Consider the following 15,893-nt stretch of genomic DNA (forward strand, 5'->3'; position numbering starts at 1 on the left):
TAATGAAAATCAATGCAATACGCGGGATGAATGACATCCTGCCAGAAGAAACGCCTCTATGGCGTTATGCTGAAAAAATAATTCAGCAAGTTCTCACCACTTACGGCTACCGTGAAATCCGCCTGCCGCTGCTGGAGCCGACCCTGCTGTTCGACCGTTCGATCGGTGAAGTCACCGACATCGTCGAGAAGGAGATGTACACCTTTCCCGACCGCAACGGCGAGTCGCTGACGCTGCGGCCCGAAGGCACCGCCGGCTGCGTGCGCGCCTGCCAGGAGCATGGCCTGCTGTTCAACCAGACCCAGCGGCTCTGGTACCAGGGGCCGATGTTCCGTTACGAACGGCCGCAGAAGGGGCGCTACCGGCAGTTTCATCAGATCGGCGTCGAGGCCTTCGGCTTTGCCGCCCCTGAACTCGATGCCGAACTGCTGCTGCTCAGTGCCGAACTGTGGCGGCAGTTGGGTCTGACCGAACTGGTCACACTGGAGATCAACTCGATCGGCAGTGCCGAGGCGCGTGGCCGCTACCGGGCCGATCTGGTCGCCTATCTGTCGACCCGCAAGGAAAAGCTGGATGATGATTCGCGACGCCGGCTCGATTCCAATCCGCTGCGCATTCTCGACAGCAAGGTGCCCGAAACACAGGCACTGCTCGATCAGGCACCGGTCATCACCGACTACCTCGATCAGCCCTCGCGCGACCACTTCGCGCGGCTGCGGGCGCTGCTCGATGCGATGCAGATTCCCTATCGCATCAACCCGCGGCTGGTGCGTGGCCTCGACTACTACTGCGACACGGTCTTCGAGTGGGTCACCAGCGCCTTGGGTGCTCAAGGCACGGTCTGTGCCGGCGGGCGTTACGATGGGCTGGTCGAGCAGTTGGGTGGCAGGCCGACCCCGGCGGTGGGCATGGCGATGGGGCTCGAACGGCTGATCCTGCTGCTCGGCAGCCGCACGCGGCAACCCGGCGAACTCGGCCCGCACAGTGACCTCTATCTGATCGCGGCCAGCGACGCCGAGCTCCCGGCAGTGATGCAACTGGCCGAGCGGCTGCGCCGGGCCTTGCCGCAACGGGTCATCATCACCCATCTGGAGGGCGGCAGCTTCAAGAGCAGGATGAAGCGGGCCGACAAGAGCGGTGCCGAGTTCGCATTGCTGTTGGGTGAGGATGAACTGCGTGATCAGGTGGTGAGCCTCAAACCGTTGCGCAGCGAAGCGCCGCAGCAGCGGTTCGACGAGGCGACGCTGATCGACCATTTGCGCCAGCACTTCAGGGTGACGCTATAATCCGGCCCATTTTGACTGACTGGCTGCACTCCTTTCGGCCGCGATCCGAGGATGCCGACGTCGACCGATCGATCACAGGCCGCTGGTGGCCGATGATCGAACAACCCGCATCCTTCGCTGAGTTGAACTGGAGAACAGTGTGGACCCCTACCTGAGTGAGCAGGAGCAGATCGAGGCAATCAAGAGCTGGTGGCGCCGGCATGGCAGCACGTTGCTGATCACGCTGGCGCTGTTGCTGGCCGCCTACTGGGGCTGGCAGCTGTGGCAGAAACAGCAGGCTGATTCACAGGCCAGGGCGGCCGCCCTCTACCAGAACATGGAGCAGGCCTACCTGCTGGCGCAGAAGGGTGAAAAAGAGGAGCAGGCACAGCAGCTCGCCACCTTCACTCATCTGGCCGGGCAGCTCAAGAGCGACTATCCGACCTACGGCTATGCCCGCTTTGCCGCCTGGATGCTGGCCAAGGCGGCGGTCGACCGGCAGGACTATCAGGCCGCCGAGAAGGAGCTGGAGTGGGTGCTGGCCCATCTCGGCATGGGCTGGATGAAGGGTGAGGACACCCTCTCCGCCGCGATCAGCCGGTTGCGGCTCGCCCAGCTCAAACTGGCGCAAAAGCAGTTTGACGCCGCGCTGGCACAGCTCGATCTGGTCAGCGACGGCGCGTTCGAGGTGCGCGAGGCGGAACTCAGGGGGGATGTTCTGATGGCCAAGGGAGATGCGGCCGGCGCGGTCGCTGCCTACACCCGGGCACTGGCGGCCACCGCGGTCGACGACCCGCTGCGCGGGCTCACCGAAATGAAGCTGGACGATGCCAAATCGCGGTTGCCAAAAACCAATACGGAGCAGAAACCATGAACAACCTTGCCAGAGCTCTGCCACTGCTGCTGCTCTGCCTGCTGGCCGCCTGCTCCAGCGACAGCAAGAAGAAGATCAACCTGCCGACGCCGCTGGTCGATGTCGGCAACGAGGTGGCGCTGGATGAGAAATGGTCACGCAGCATCGGCAAGATCAACGTCACCCCCTACAACCGGATTCAACTGGCGCTTGATCAGGGCACGCTCTATGCGGCAACCATCGATGGCACCGTGATCGCGGTCGATGCAACCACGGGTGAACGGCGCTGGGAGGTCGAGACCAAGGCGCGAATCAGCGGTGGCGTGGCGGCTGGCCGCGACCGGGTGCTGGTGACGACCCTCGATGGCGAGCTGATCGCCCTTTCGAGCAACGATGGCAGTGAGCTGTGGCGCAGCGCGATCAAGAGCGAGCTGCTCTCGGTGCCGGCGATCACCGCCCAGGCCATCGTGGTGCAGGGTGTCGATGACCGGCTGCATGGACTCGAACCGACCAGCGGCCGGGAGATCTGGAGCCATACCGTGCTGACGCCGGTATTGACGCTGCGTGGCACGGCCAGCCCGGTTGGCAATGATCAATCGGTCATTGCCGGTTTTGCCAATGGCAAGCTGATGGCGTTCGATGCCGGCAGTGGCGTGTCGCAGTGGGAGGCAGTGGTGGCCCAGGCAAAGGGCCGCTCCGAACTGGAGCGCATGGTCGATGTCGATGGTACGCCACTGCTGCTTGAACATCTGCTGTTCGCCGCCAGCCATCAGGGCCGGATCGCTGCTTTCTCCGCCGCCGATGGCAAGCCGCTGTGGGCACAGGAGGCCTCCAGCTTCCAGCCACTGGCGGGTGATGCCGAACGGATCTATCTGGTCAGCAATGATGACGAAGTGCAGGCGTTTGCCCTCGAGTCGGGCAAACCATTGTGGAAGCAGCCGGCACTGCAATACCGCAAACTGTCGCCGCCGACCCACTGGCAGCAGTGGCTGGTCGTGGCCGACAGCGAAGGCTATCTGCATCTGCTGGCTGCCAGTGATGGGCACATCGCTGGGCGCTACCGTGCCAGCCGTGATGCCATTGGCGCGATGATGATTGCCGATGGCGAACAGCTCTACCTGCTGGATGATGGCGGCAAGTTGCGGGCGCTGGGGCTGAAGGCACGATGATTCCGGTCATCGCCTTGGTCGGGCGACCCAATGTCGGCAAGTCGACGCTGTTCAATCGGCTGACCCACAGCCGTGATGCACTGGTGGCCAATCTGCCCGGACTGACCCGCGACCGCCGCTACGGCGAGGCGCTGCTGCAAGGTCAAAGAACAATCCTGATTGACACCGGCGGCATCGACGGCGAACGCAGTGGCGTTGATGCCGCTGCCGAGGCCCAGTCACGCCAGGCGATCAAGGAGGCCGATCTGGTGCTCTTTCTGGTCGATTGCCACGCCGGCCTCACCGCCGCCGACGAGGCGGTTGGCGCGGAGCTGCGGCGCCTTGGCAAGAAGACGCTGCTGGTGGCCAACAAGATCGATGGCGCAAACCCCGACCTGATCCTGAGCGAGTTTCACGCGATGGGGCTCGGTGATCCGCAGCCGATCGCGGCGGCCCATGGTCGTGGCCTGCAGTCGCTGATCGAAGCCGTGCTGGAGCGATTGCCGCCCCAGCCCGAAGAGCCCGAAACCCCGCCAGCCGAGACCGGGGTCAAGATTGCCGTGCTCGGCCGTCCCAATGTCGGCAAGTCGACGCTGGTGAACCGGATGCTGGGCGAGGAGCGGGTGGTGGTGTTCGACCAGCCCGGCACCACCCGCGACAGCATCTACATTCCCTACGAGCGCCACGGCCGGCGTTACACCCTGATCGACACCGCCGGCATCCGCCGACGCAAGAACATCGACGAAGCAGTGGAAAAGTTCTCGATCGTCAAGGCGTTGCAGGCGATCGAGGATGCGCACGTGGTGCTGCTGCTGGTCGATGCGCGCGAGAATCTGGTCGACCAGGATCTGCACCTGCTCGGCACCGCGCTGGAGGCGGGCAGGGCGGTGGTGATCGTCGTCAACAAGTGGGATGGCCTCGACCCCGAGCAGCGGGCGCGCATCCGCAGCGAACTGGAGCGCCGGCTCGCCTTCATCGACTTCGCCCGCATCCACTTCATTTCGGCGCTGCATGGCACCGGCGTCGGCGAACTCTACAAATCGATCGATGAAGCCTACCGCGCCGCCACCCGCAAGTTGCAGACCCACAAGCTGACGCTGCTGTTGCAGGCGGCCGTGGTGCAGCATCCGCCACCGGTCGGTGGCAGCGGCCGTCGCCCCAAGCTGCGCTACGCCCATGCCGGTGGGCAGAATCCGCCACTGATCGTGATCCATGGCAATCAGGTCGACTCGATTCCGGAGAGCTACCGGCGCTACCTGGAGCGCTTCTTTCGTGCCCGGCTGCACCTGAGCGGCACACCGATCAAGGTGGAATTCCGTGGCGGTGAGAACCCCTATGCCGAGCGCAAGAACACGCTGACCGAGCGGCAGCTTCGCAAGCGCCGCCGGCTGCTGGAGCATGTGAAAAAGCGCTGAAGCTAGGGCGGCGGCAGAAACAGTGCCGGATCGACCCTGACCCCGTTGAGACTGACGCCCCAGTGCAGGTGTGGCGCCGTGGCCCGGCCGCTCATGCCGACCCGTCCGAGGGTGTCGCCGGCCCGCACCTGCGCACCGCGCTGCACATCGATCTGCTCCAGATGGCAGTAGAGCGTGACCAGCCCCTGGCCATGGTCGATCAGCACCGTCTTGCCGTTGAAGAAGTAGTCGCCGATTTCGATCACCCGGCCGGCGGCCGGTGCCTGGATGGCCGTGCCTCTGGGCGCGGCGAGGTCGAGGCCACTGTGTGGCTGGCGCGGTTGTCCATTGAAAAAGCGGCGCACGCCGAAGGTGCCGCTGCGTGGCGCCTCGACCGGCGCTGCCAGCGTGAAGACCGGCAATATCGGGCTGCTCCAGTGGTCGAAGGCGGCGTCGATCTGCTGCCGCTCCCGTTCGATGCGCAGCAGATCATCCGGCAGCGGCGTCACCTGCCGTTGATTGGTCACGGTGATGTGCTGCTCGGGATAGTGGGCGGGCCCGATGGTGAAGTCGATCTGTCGGCCCGGTTCGATCTCCAGCCGTTGCGGACCCACCTTGGCGTCGAGCGGAATGCCGACCACCGCCAGCCAGCGTGCCGAGGTCGGATGGCCGGTCAGCGCGGCGGCGACCACCATCACCCGCCGTCCCTGATAGCGTGCGACGGGTGGCTGGGTTGCCGCCTCATGCCCGGGCAGTGGCAACAGCACAACGCCACCCGGAATCGCCGCGGCGCGCGGCAGCGCGGCCAGTGGCGAGGCGTTGCCGAGCAGCAGGCCGATCCAGAGGCAGCCGGTCACGATGGCCCATGTCGGCGCTGGAGGCTTCATGCGTCCTGTACCTCGTCCGGTTCTGATTCGCGCTGCTCGACCCGGCACAGCAGTCGGCCGCGATGCAGCCGCACCGCCACCGGCTGGCCCGGTTCGACCTGATCGGCGTCGCGCAGCAGCAGGCCATCGCCGGCGCGGCTGGCGATGGCATAGCCGCGCGCCAGCGTCTGCAACGGGCTGACGGCATTCAGCGTCGCCAGCAGTTGCTCCAGCCGGTGTTGTCGCTGATCCAGCCGCTGTCTGAGGGCCTGTCGCAGCCGCCGCTGCAATGCCTCCAACTGGCTGCCGTGCTGGTCGAGCCGTCTGTTGGGCAACTGCTGCCAGAGCCGGCCATTCAGCAGCTGCAGGCGGCTCTCGCTCTGTCGCAGTTGCCGCAGCAGGCCATGCCGCAGTCGCAGCTCTAGCTCATCGACCCGCTGCGCCTGTTCGCGCAGTCGTTGTCCAGGATGGCGCAGGCGTCGCTCCAGCATCGTCAGATGCGCCTGTTGCCGTTGCAGCCGCTGCCGCATCGCGCCATGCAGCCGTTCGATCTGCTGCGCCAGCGTGGCCAGCACGGCGTCCTGACTCGGGCTGATCAGTTCGGCCGCCGCCGAGGGCGTCGGCGCGCGCAGGTCAGCCACCAGATCGGCCAGCGTGAAGTCGGTCTCATGCCCCACCGCGCTGACCACCGGAAGCCGGCTGTGATGGATGGCCCGTACCAGTTGTTCGTCGTTGAAACACCAGAGATCTTCGAGCGAGCCGCCGCCGCGGGCGAGCAGGATCAGGTCGAACTGATCGGCCAGCCGGTTGGCCGTGGCGATGGCCGCGATGATCTCACCCGCTGCCGCGGCACCCTGCACCGCCACCGGCAGCAACGTCACCTCGATGGCCGCAAAGCGCCGCTTCAGCACCGTGAGGATGTCATGGATCGCCGCGCCACTCGGCGAGGTGATCACCGCGATGCGCTGCACGAAGGCTGGCAAAGGCCGCTTGCGTGCGGAGTCGAACAGCCCCTCGGCCAGCAGCTTCTGCTTGAGCAGTTCGAGCCGGCGGCGCAGCGCGCCATCGCCGGCTGGCTCCAGCCCCTCGATGATCAGTTGATAATCACCGCGCGCTTCGTAGAGACTCAGCCGTGCCCGGGCCACCACCCGGTCACCCTCGGCCGGATTGAAACCGAGGCTGCGCCCGCGGGTGCGGAACAGCGCGCAGCGCACCTGGGCGCGCTCATCCTTCAGCGTGAAGTAGAGATGCCCCGAGGCGGGGCGTGACAGGTTGGAGATTTCACCCTCGACCCAGACCAGCGCAAAGGCCTCTTCGAGCAGCTCGCGCGCCAGGCTGTTAAGCTGGCTGACGCTCAGGATCGGCGGGGTTGGGCGGCTGGATGGGGTGACGGACGACATGGCGGTGATGATGAAGTGGCCCTGCGCGCGACAAACGCGCAGGGTCCGGGCAGATCAGACGATCTTCGAATCGCGGTTGCCCCAGTAGCGATCCTTCAGCAGCCGCTTGTAGAGCTTGCCGGTCGGATGGCGCGGCAGCTCATCGGTGAAGTCGATCGAGCGCGGGCATTTGAGATGCGAGATGTTGTCGCGGCAGAACTGGATCAGCTCCTTCTCCAGTTCGGGGCTGGCCAACTGCGGATTCATCAGCTGCACCACCGCCTTCACCTCTTCGCCGAACTCCTCGTTGGGCACGCCGAACACCGCGCAGTCAGCCACCTTGGGGTGGGTCACCAGCAGGTTTTCGGTCTCTTGCGGATAGATGTTGACGCCGCCGGAGATGATCATGAACGCCTTGCGGTCGGTCAGGAAGAGGTAGCCCTCTTCGTCGAGGTAGCCGACGTCACCCAATGTGCTCCAGTCGGTGTTGGAGGGGTGGCGCGACTCGGCGGTCTTCTTCGGATCATTGTGGTACTCGAAGGTGGCGCCGCCCTCGAAGTAGATGGTGCCCGACTGCCCGGTCGGCAGCTCATTGCCCTCGTCATCGCAGATGTGGATCGGCATGCCGTAGCTCTTGCCGACCGAGCCCTTGTGCGCCAGCCATTCGGTCGAGGTGATGGCGGTGCCGCCATTGCCCTCGGAGCCGGCGTAGTACTCATAGATCACCGGGCCCCACCACTGAATCATCTGCTCCTTGACCGGCACCGGGCAGGGCGCGGCCGCATGCACGGCGCACTTCAGCGACGAGAGGTCATACTTCGTGCGCACCTCTTCGGGCAGCTTCAGCATCCGCACGAACATCGTCGGCACCCACTGGCTGTGGGTGATGCGGTACTTCTCGATCAGCTTCAGCGCCTCTTCGGGGTCGAACTTCTCCATGATGATCACGGTGCCGCCGACGCAGAGCACGCAGCGGTTGTAGCCGAGCGGCGCGGCATGGTAGAGCGGTGCCGGCGAGAGGTAGAGGGTGTTCTCGTCAAAGCCATAGCGCGCCGGCAGCGTCTGGGTCATGCGGTTGGGTGCGGTGATTGGCTCGCCGGAGAGTGGCCGCAGAATGCCCTTCGGCCGCCCGGTGGTGCCGGAGGAGTAGAGCATCTCGTTGCCGGAGGTCTCATCCTCCAGCGGCATGGTCGACTGCGCCAGCACCGCCTCTTCGAACGAGCGGAAGCCGGCGATGCTGCCATCGAGCATGAAGCGCGCTGCAGCCGGCACCCCCGGCATCAGGCCGGTCAGCTCCTCGGCCACTTCGCTCTTGGCATGCTGGGTGATGAAGGCACCGGCGGTGCAGTCGCCGACGATGTAGTCGACCTCGCTGGCGGTCAGCCGCGAGCTGATCGGGGTGAAGTAGAGTCCGGCGCGGTGCGCGCCAAAACCGATGATGTGAAACCAGGGGTGGTTTTCGAGCAGGATCGCCACATGGTCGCCCACCTTCAGCCCCAGGCTGCGGAACAGCCGTGACACCTGGATCGAACGCTCATTCAGCTCGCCGTAGCTGATCACCTGGCCGGTGCTGGCCATGATGTAGGCGGGTTTTTCGGGGTTCTTGGCGGCATGGACGGAAGGATACATGGGCAACTGCTCCAGTCGGATCATTAGAGTACTGGCAGTGCCGCTGCGTCTGCGCAGAGTCACGCGGCTGCCAGGCTGTTATTGAATCTTTCGGGTATTGGCCGATACCGTCTCGGACGGACGGTTTGCGGCAGCCGGGCAGAATAGGCCAAGCGACCTCGATTTGGCAATGGCGTCCGCGCTGGCCGGTAGCCGGATCAATCACGCCACCGCGTCGACGGTGGAGCTTGTGAAAAAAAATCCCCCGCAAGGCTAAATCTCCGTCACCACTGGCCGATAACTCTCTTGGGAGCGGTGAATGTCGAATCCTCGATCTATCCGCTAATGCAAGCAAAGCCGCATCAATGCGGTGACTCCTTAAGGGGAATGAAAAATGGCTCTCAGTGTCAACACCAACCTGGCGTCGCTCAATACCCAGCGCACGCTGTCGATCTCATCGGGCAAACTGGGCACGGCGATGGAGCGGCTCTCGTCGGGCCTGCGCATCAACAGCGCCAAGGATGACGCGGCCGGTCTGGGTATCTCGGCGCGGATGACCTCGCAGATTCGCGGTCTGGATCAGGCCGTGCGCAATGCCAACGACGGCATCTCGCTGGCGCAGACCGCCGAAGGCGCGATGGGCGAGATGAGCAACATCCTGCAGCGGATGCGTGAACTGTCGATCCAGTCGGCCAACGGCAGCAACAGCGCCACCGACCGCGCCTCGCTCAATGGCGAGGTCAACCAGCTCAAGCAGGAGCTGTCACGGATCGCCAACAACACCACTTTCAACGGCAAGCGGCTGCTGGATGGCACGCTGCGCAGCGAGCAGTTCCAGGTTGGCGCACAGGCCAACGAAACCATCAGCATGTCGATCGGCGATGGCCGCGCCACCGGCCTTGGCAACCATGCCGTCAATACCAGTGTCAACACCAGCACCACCACCAACGGCATTCAGGCCAACAATGGCCTTGAAGCCGCCAGCAAGCGCGGTTTCATCCTCTCCGACGGCTCGGTGATCGGCAAGGTGCAGACGGCAGGCACCACCAACGGCTACACCGCCACCACCTTCACCACGACGGCAGCCGATGGCACGACCGACACCTACCTCACCACTGCCAACGACAGCGCCAAGACCATCGCTGCCGGCATCAACAGCAACCTGACCGGCGCCTCGGCCACCGCCTACAACATGGTCACGGTGGCGGTCAGCGGAACGGCCGATGCCACCGATGCCGATGACATTACCATCAGCGATGGCACCAACACCGTGACCTATTCGGTCGCCGCCAGCGGTACCGCCACCAACGCGGCACTGGTGACGGCGATCAATGCTGACAGCGCCTTCACCGGTGCCGGCGGCTTTGCCCGCCTCAACGCCACCTCGGGCAATGTCGAGATCATCAACACCGAAGGGCGCGACATCCGGGTCGCTCTGGCCAAGGGCACCACGACTTCCGGTTCGACCGCGGTCACCGTGCAGGGTCTGGGCGACAGCAGTGCGACCAGCGTTACCAACGCCACCACCCGCACCGCCGGTGGCCAGATCAGCCTCTATCTCAATCAGGGTACTTCGGTGGCGGCCTCGGCCACCACGATCTTCACCGCTGCTCCGACCGCGGTGGCCGTGGGGCTGGCCGATGCCAGCGGTGGCAATGGCGTGGCCGCTCAGACCTTGAGTGTGGCTGGCGCGCAGGGCACCTCGTCGGTGGCCGTCAATGCCAACGATTCGGCTTACACCATTGCTACGGCGGTCAACCAGTACAGCTCCACCACCGGCGTCAGCGCCACGGCACGCACGGTGGCGACCCTCTCCGGGCTGTCGGCGGCCGGCACCATCACCTTTGGCCTGCAGGGCAGCAATGGCACGGCGACCACCATCAGCGCCAACATCACTGGCACCGGCAACTTGGTCGATCTGGTCACCGCCATCAACGGCAAGACCGGTGACACCGGCATCACCGCCAAGCTCAACAACAGTGGCGGCGTTGAGCTGACCCAGGCCGAAGGCCATGACATCAAGATCACCAACTTCACCCACAGTGCGGCGGTGAACAATGGCTCGTCGAGCGCACCGACCCAGGTGGCTGTCGAGCAGTCGATCACCGTCACCGGAGGCGAAGGGCAGTCGGTCAAACTCTATGACGGTGGCAACCGTGATGGTGCCGATTCGACGGTGGTGGGCGGCCAGGTGAGCTTCACCGGCTCGGCAGCCTACAACGTCTCGTCGAGCATTGCCGGTACGGTTGGCTCGGTCTTCTCTGGCGCTGCCAGTTCGGCCAATGCATCGAGCCTGTCATCAGTGAACAGCGTCGACATCAGCACCACCACCGGCGCCAATGATGCGATTGCGGTGATCGATGGCGCCATCGACCAGATCAACAGCATCCGCTCTGATCTGGGTGCGATTCAGAACCGCTTCCTGTCGGCGATCTCCAACATGCAGGCCACGTCGGAGAACATCAGCGCTGCCCGCTCACGGGTCATGGATGCCGATTTCGCCAGCGAAACGGCTGCCCTCAGCAAGGGGCAGGTGATGCAGCAGGCGGGCATGGCGATGCTGTCGCAAGCCAATGCGCTGCCGCAGCAGGTGCTGTCACTGCTGAGAGGTTGATGGCATGAAGGGGGCAGGAGGCCGGGGTGCCGGCCTCCTGTTTCTGTTTGAACACTTCATGAGCAGTACACAGGTGCGGCCATGGCAATCGAACCATTACTGACCCGTTCCCTCAATAGCTATTCAGTCAAACCGCAGTCACCGGCTGCCTCGATGGTGGCTGCCGACTCCGTGCCGGAGCAATCCAATCAGAGTATTGGCGGCAACAGTTTGCCGGCGCGGCTGGCAGGTGTTCACCTCGAAGCCGATGCCTCACCCGAACAGGCGCAGTTGGCCGTGCAGAAACTCAACGAATTCATCCAGAAACTGCAGCGCGACATCCATTTCGATCTCGATCAGCAGACTGGTAAAACCGTGATCACGGTGCGCGATCGCCAGACACAGGAGGTGATCCGGCAGATTCCGCCCGAGTACGTCATCAAGATGGCAAAGATGCTGCAAGACGAGATCAGCGCCCGCCAGGGCCAGCTGGTGCAAACTTCGGCCTAGACTGAAACAGGGCGCGCGAACTGAGCGCCGCTGAAAGGGCTGGCGCGCCGTGCTGGCGGGTGAGACAAACACTTGAAGAGGATGACTCAATGCCATCGGTTCTTGGCGTCGGTTCCGGACTGGATTTGCCAGGTGTGGTCAGATCGCTGGTGGCGGCCGAAGGCAATGCCAAGGCAGCGATTCTGGCCACCGAGCAGAGCGCGGTCGAGCTGAAGATCTCCTCCTATGGTCTGCTGGCGTCGGCCGTCAACGATTTCAAGGGCGCGATCAGTGCGATGCGCAACCTCACGGCAGGTGGCGGCATCAGCGCGACCTCGAGCGACAGCAAGGTGGTCAGTGCCACGGCCACCGCTGCGGCGGTGCCGGGCAATTACGAGGTGATCGCCAGCCAACTGGCGACCAGCCATCGGCTGATCAGCCTGAGCGAAACCAATGGCACCACTGCATTGGGTGGCGGCACCCTGACCCTCAGCAATGGCAGCGGCAAGAGCTTCAATGTCACCATTGCGGCGGCACTGAGTGGCCTCAATGACATCCGTGACGCCATCAACAACAGCCCGGACAACTTCGGCGTCACCGCCTCGGTGGTCACCACCGGCACCGGCAGCGTGCTGGTGCTCGATGGCCAGGGAGTCGGCAGCGACAACGCCATCAAACTGACAGTGGCCGATGCTGACACCCTCAATGGCGATCTGAGCGGACTGTCGCGGTTGGCCTATGATCCGCTGGGCAGCTCGGGCGCTGGAAAGAACATGACCGAAGACCGTGCCGCGGTCGATGCCTCGATCAAGGTCAATGGCGTCACCCTCACCAACAAGTCTGGCAACCTGTTCGACAAGGCGATCGACGGCGTGACGCTGACCCTCAACAGCACATCGCTGACGCCGGTGACGGTCAAGGTGGCGGCCAAAAGTGCCGACCGCAACGCCATCGAGCAGGCGCTCAACAAGTTCGTGACCGGCTACAACACGTTGCTGGGCAAGCTCAATCCGATGATCAGCTATGACGCCGTCCAGAAGCAGGGCGGGGCGCTGCTGGGAGAGAGCTCGGCGCGGCTGCTGAGTCAGCAGTTGCGCACGCTGCTGGTCACCAAGGTCGAGGGGCTGCCCGAGGGCGCCAGCAGCCTGTCGCAGATCGGCCTCACCAGCAAGCGCGACGGCACGCTGGAGATCAACTCCACCCTGCTCAACAGTGCCCTGAATGACCACCTCGATGACACGGCACGCCTGCTGGCGTCGAGCGGCGATCCGATCAAGCAGCTGCACAAACTGGAATCGACGCCCTTCACGGCGGTCACCGATCCGGTGGGCTCGGGCACCCTGACCATCCACCAGGGCAGCAAAAGCTTCGATGTCACGGTCACCGCCGGCGTCAACGACAAGGTGTCGGATCTGATCTCCGCCATCAATCAGGCCGCGACCAGCAACGGTGTGGCGGTGAAGGCCTCGTACCGTTCGCTGGTGGGGGGCGGCGTTGCGCTGACGCTGCAAAGCCAGAGCGAAGGCGCGGCGATTCGGGTGACGGCGAACGATGACGATGGCAACGACAGTGATGCGGCCGGGCTGTCGCGGCTGGTGTTCGACCCTGATGGCAACGCCCTGCAAATGAATCAGAGCCAGGCGGCCAGCCGTTCGGTGGCGCAGGGGTTGGTGAAATCGATCGACCGGATGGTCGACAGCTACACCGGCAAGAGCGGCATCTTCTCGCTGAAGAACAGCCAGCTGACCGAGAGCATCAGCAGGATCGAAGAGCGGCGCACCGCGCTGAACCGACGGCTCGATCAGTATCAGCAGAGTCTGGCGCGCCAGTTCGCGGCCCTCGATGGCCTGGTCGGCAAGCTGCAATCGACACAGAGCTACCTGACCAACCAGTTCGACATGCTGTCGAATCTGGCCAAGGGCAGCAGCAAATAAACAACCAAAACTCATGGAGTCACACAAAATGGTCTACGGCAACCAGGCGGCACGGCAATATCGGGCGGTCGACACCGGAAGCATCGTGCTTGAGGCTGATCCGCACCGGCTGATCCAGATGCTGTTCGACGGCGCACTGGAGCGGTTGGCGCTGGCCAAGGGCTTTCTGCACAACGGCGAAATTGCCGGACGGCTGCAGGCGGTCAACGGCGCCATCGCCATCATCGATGGCCTGCATGGTGCACTCGACATGGAGCGCGGTGGCGCGCTGGCCAGCCAGCTCGACCAACTCTATCGTTACATGAACCGTCGTCTGGTCGAGGCCAATCTGCACCGCGATGCCAGCATCATCGAAGAGGTGGCACATCTGCTGCGTGAGCTGAAAGAGGGCTGGGACGGCATTCGCCCCCTTGCGCTGGCAGCGCAGCCGGCCTGATACTTGGCGAATTCCGGGCTGGATGAAATTCATGCAGATTTTGAGACAACTCATTGATACTGCTGCGCTGTTGGCAGCACATGAAGATTGGCGAGGATTGGCCGAAGTCGATGCCAGATTGCGCAACGAGCTCGATCGGGTGGTGAAGGAGGTGGTCGAGCGCGCCAACCCTGTCGAGTTGCAGGCGCTGAGTGAAGTGGTCGCCGAACTCAATGGCGCCTACAGCCACTGGCTGGCACGTGGACGTGATCTGCGTGATCAGGTCAGTTACGAAGTGCGCCACTATCGCCGCCAACTCGACGGCGTGGAGTTCTATCAGCGCAACGGACTGCCCAGAGAAGAGCCCTGACGGTGCATCGACTCAGCCGCTGAGGGCATGGAAGGCCATGCCGACGGCGACGATCAGCATCAACAGCGCAAACAGTTGCTGAAGGCGTACCCCGGCAATGCGTGGCGCCAGCTGGCGTCCTCCCAGCATGCCGGCCACCGTGCCGGCAATGAAGGGCAGCGCAATGCCCCAGGGCAACTCGATGCCCTGCATCAGGATGGCGCTGGCCACCGTGCCGGCGCTGGTCAGTGCAATGACCATCAGTGAGGTGGCGACGGCCGAGTGCATCGACAACTCGGTGGTGGCCCGCAGCAGAGGCACGATCACGAAGCCGCCACCGACCCCGATCAGACCGGCCAGAAAGCCAGTGGCGCCACCACCACTGGCGATGGTCACTGCGCAGCGCCAGGTCCACTGAATGCGCCCAGTGAGCGGGTCGAGCCGGCAACAGGGGCCAGCCGCTGGTTCACCATCACCTGCCACCGTGGCGCGTACCACATTGGCCTCTTCAGGCTTGCGGATGGCCTGGCGCAGCATCCGCAGCGCAACGATGGTCAGCACCACGGCAAACAGCAGGTTAAGCAGTGAGACCGGCAGTGAATGCGCGAGCTGGATGCCCAAAGGCGCCGTGAACCAGCCGCAACCGGCCATCAGCAGCGCGGCGCGGTAGCGGATGTAACTGACATCCCAGGCGGCGAGAGTGCCAATGAGTGCCGAAGCACTGACGGCAAGCAGTGCAACCGGCGTTGCCTGCGGCAGACTCCAGTGCAAGCCCCACATCAACAGCGGTACGGCAAAGATGGAGCCGCCAGCACCGGTCAACCCCAGCACCGCACCAATCGCCAGACCCAGCAAGAGCAGAAGGGGGGTCATGCGCTATTCATTCATCCGTCACGTTCTGGTGTAGAGCTCAGCAGAAATTTGAGTGGGGTCGAGGAGTCGCGGTTTCTTGCTTGTCTTGATTGGATCATTCTGGAAAAGCGACCACTGCAAACTGGATGTATTTGGTGTCTTCGAGATAATCTTTGAAGATGCGAAAACCAAAACGTCTCCAAATGGAAGAGGTCCACCACTCCTCATTGATTCCTTCGAGAATCTCGACACGATAGCCACTCTCTTCAAATAGACGAAGGATGCTCTTTCGGGTAAAAAAGCGAAGGTGTGTACGATCGCGAATGCCCATGGTTTCGTAATGGAAGTCTTTATCCTTGAGGATATGAATGAGGTTGTCGATTTGCCTGAGGTTCGGAATCGAAGCCACGACGCATCCTCCTGGCCGCAATTTTCTGGCAGCGATTCTCAATGCATTCCACGGTTCTGCGAAATGCTCCAGAACATCGTTGAAAATCACCACATCGAAGGTTGCATCAGGCAGGGGAACATCTGCGTCGAAGAGTGAAACAATGACGTTGTCCAGTCGCTGACTTGCCAATTTCGCTGCATTGGCGTTGGGTTCGACACCCCAAACCTCGATGGAGCGCGTGTTCTTCAACCCTTCTCCAAAGGCGCCGGTGTTGCAACCGATGTCAACCACTTTGCGTGCCGAAGCTGGAATGAAGGCATGCATGTTCTGACGTGGGTTGTGGGGGTAATTTTTCAT

General features: G+C 63.4%; 14 protein-coding genes. 9 read left to right on the forward strand and 5 right to left on the reverse strand.

The genetic code is table 11. The annotated features are described in order from the left end of the window. The first annotated feature begins 2 nt into the window (after positions 1–2). The 4 genes from hisS (at position 3) to der (ending at position 4,681) form a co-directional block, all read left to right on the forward strand. The gene (gene hisS / locus H7A13_09735; GenBank protein ID MCP5333616.1) at positions 3–1,286 is read left to right on the forward strand and encodes a histidine--tRNA ligase; all 1,284 of its coding nucleotides are present in this window, start codon (positions 3–5) and stop codon (positions 1,284–1,286) included. Between the two features lie 139 nt (positions 1,287–1,425). Next, positions 1,426–2,139 carry a tetratricopeptide repeat protein gene (locus H7A13_09740; protein ID MCP5333617.1) on the forward strand — a complete coding sequence of 238 codons (714 nt, stop codon included), beginning with the start codon at positions 1,426–1,428 and terminating at the stop codon, positions 2,137–2,139. After that, a complete protein-coding gene (gene bamB / locus H7A13_09745; GenBank protein ID MCP5333618.1) occupies positions 2,136–3,287 on the forward strand; it encodes an outer membrane protein assembly factor BamB in 1,152 nt (383 codons plus the stop codon). The genes H7A13_09740 and bamB overlap by 4 nt, the downstream gene beginning before the upstream one ends. Next, on the forward strand, positions 3,284–4,681 hold the full coding sequence (gene der / locus H7A13_09750) for a ribosome biogenesis GTPase Der (GenBank protein MCP5333619.1): 1,398 nt from the start codon (positions 3,284–3,286) through the stop codon (positions 4,679–4,681). Before bamB ends, der begins: the two co-directional genes overlap by 4 nt. A gap of 2 nt (positions 4,682–4,683) precedes the next feature. On the opposite strand, the gene H7A13_09755 is transcribed toward der, so the two are convergent. The 3 genes from H7A13_09755 to H7A13_09765 are packed head-to-tail and all read right to left on the reverse strand — an operon-like array spanning position 4,684 to position 8,534. Next, on the reverse strand, positions 4,684–5,547 hold the full coding sequence (locus tag H7A13_09755; protein ID MCP5333620.1) for a peptidoglycan DD-metalloendopeptidase family protein: 864 nt from the start codon (positions 5,545–5,547) through the stop codon (positions 4,684–4,686). After that, positions 5,544–6,926: an exodeoxyribonuclease VII large subunit gene (locus tag H7A13_09760; protein ID MCP5333621.1), complete on the reverse strand. Its 1,383-nt coding sequence runs from the start codon at positions 6,924–6,926 to the stop codon at positions 5,544–5,546. Before H7A13_09760 ends, H7A13_09755 begins: the two co-directional genes overlap by 4 nt. A 54-nt stretch (positions 6,927–6,980) precedes the next feature. Then, positions 6,981–8,534 carry an acyl-CoA synthetase gene (locus H7A13_09765; GenBank protein ID MCP5333622.1) on the reverse strand — a complete coding sequence of 518 codons (1,554 nt, stop codon included), beginning with the start codon at positions 8,532–8,534 and terminating at the stop codon, positions 6,981–6,983. A 373-nt stretch (positions 8,535–8,907) separates the two neighbouring features. On the opposite strand from H7A13_09765, the gene H7A13_09770 reads away from it, so the two are divergent. The 5 genes from H7A13_09770 (at position 8,908) to H7A13_09790 (ending at position 14,314) form a co-directional block, all read left to right on the forward strand. Next, positions 8,908–11,127 (forward strand): flagellin domain-containing protein, encoded by a 2,220-nt coding sequence (locus tag H7A13_09770; protein ID MCP5333623.1) that lies wholly within the window; start codon positions 8,908–8,910, stop codon positions 11,125–11,127. A gap of 81 nt (positions 11,128–11,208) precedes the next feature. Next, on the forward strand, positions 11,209–11,616 hold the full coding sequence (locus tag H7A13_09775; GenBank protein ID MCP5333624.1) for a flagellar protein FlaG: 408 nt from the start codon (positions 11,209–11,211) through the stop codon (positions 11,614–11,616). Between the two features lie 134 nt (positions 11,617–11,750). After that, the gene (fliD, locus tag H7A13_09780; protein MCP5333625.1) at positions 11,751–13,529 is read left to right on the forward strand and encodes a flagellar filament capping protein FliD; all 1,779 of its coding nucleotides are present in this window, start codon (positions 11,751–11,753) and stop codon (positions 13,527–13,529) included. 28 nt (positions 13,530–13,557) lie between these two features. Next, a complete protein-coding gene (fliS, locus tag H7A13_09785; protein ID MCP5333626.1) occupies positions 13,558–13,965 on the forward strand; it encodes a flagellar export chaperone FliS in 408 nt (135 codons plus the stop codon). Positions 13,966–13,996: 31 nt separating this feature from the next. After that, on the forward strand, positions 13,997–14,314 hold the full coding sequence (locus H7A13_09790) for a hypothetical protein (GenBank protein MCP5333627.1): 318 nt from the start codon (positions 13,997–13,999) through the stop codon (positions 14,312–14,314). 12 nt (positions 14,315–14,326) lie between these two features. Here the strand turns inward: H7A13_09790 and H7A13_09795 are convergent, their stop codons facing one another. Next, entirely contained in the window at positions 14,327–15,166 is an 840-nt protein-coding gene (locus H7A13_09795) for a sulfite exporter TauE/SafE family protein (GenBank protein MCP5333628.1), read from the reverse strand. Positions 15,167–15,260: 94 nt separating this feature from the next. Continuing rightward, complete coding sequence (locus H7A13_09800) at positions 15,261–15,893, reverse strand: class I SAM-dependent methyltransferase (GenBank protein ID MCP5333629.1); 633 nt, start codon at positions 15,891–15,893, stop codon at positions 15,261–15,263.

It is taken from the genome of Pseudomonadales bacterium (assembly GCA_024234215.1).
Classification (GTDB): Bacteria; Pseudomonadota; Gammaproteobacteria; order Pseudomonadales; family UBA5862; genus JACKOQ01.

Bases quoted from the DNA above. Each gene is read 5' to 3' on its own strand.
- fliS (MCP5333626.1), top strand. From the start codon at position 13,558: ATGGTCTACGGCAACCAGGCGGCACGGCAATATCGGGCGGTCGACACC.
- H7A13_09755 (MCP5333620.1), bottom strand. From the start codon at position 5,547: ATGAAGCCTCCAGCGCCGACATGGGCCATCGTGACCGGCTGCCTCTGG.
- H7A13_09770 (MCP5333623.1), top strand. From the start codon at position 8,908: ATGGCTCTCAGTGTCAACACCAACCTGGCGTCGCTCAATACCCAGCGC.
- H7A13_09795 (MCP5333628.1), bottom strand. From the start codon at position 15,166: ATGACCCCCCTTCTGCTCTTGCTGGGTCTGGCGATTGGTGCGGTGCTG.
- hisS (MCP5333616.1), top strand. From the start codon at position 3: ATGAAAATCAATGCAATACGCGGGATGAATGACATCCTGCCAGAAGAA.
- H7A13_09800 (MCP5333629.1), bottom strand. From the start codon at position 15,893: ATGAAAAATTACCCCCACAACCCACGTCAGAACATGCATGCCTTCATT.
- H7A13_09760 (MCP5333621.1), bottom strand. From the start codon at position 6,926: ATGTCGTCCGTCACCCCATCCAGCCGCCCAACCCCGCCGATCCTGAGC.
- der (MCP5333619.1), top strand. From the start codon at position 3,284: ATGATTCCGGTCATCGCCTTGGTCGGGCGACCCAATGTCGGCAAGTCG.
- H7A13_09790 (MCP5333627.1), top strand. From the start codon at position 13,997: ATGCAGATTTTGAGACAACTCATTGATACTGCTGCGCTGTTGGCAGCA.
- H7A13_09775 (MCP5333624.1), top strand. From the start codon at position 11,209: ATGGCAATCGAACCATTACTGACCCGTTCCCTCAATAGCTATTCAGTC.
- H7A13_09765 (MCP5333622.1), bottom strand. From the start codon at position 8,534: ATGTATCCTTCCGTCCATGCCGCCAAGAACCCCGAAAAACCCGCCTAC.
- bamB (MCP5333618.1), top strand. From the start codon at position 2,136: ATGAACAACCTTGCCAGAGCTCTGCCACTGCTGCTGCTCTGCCTGCTG.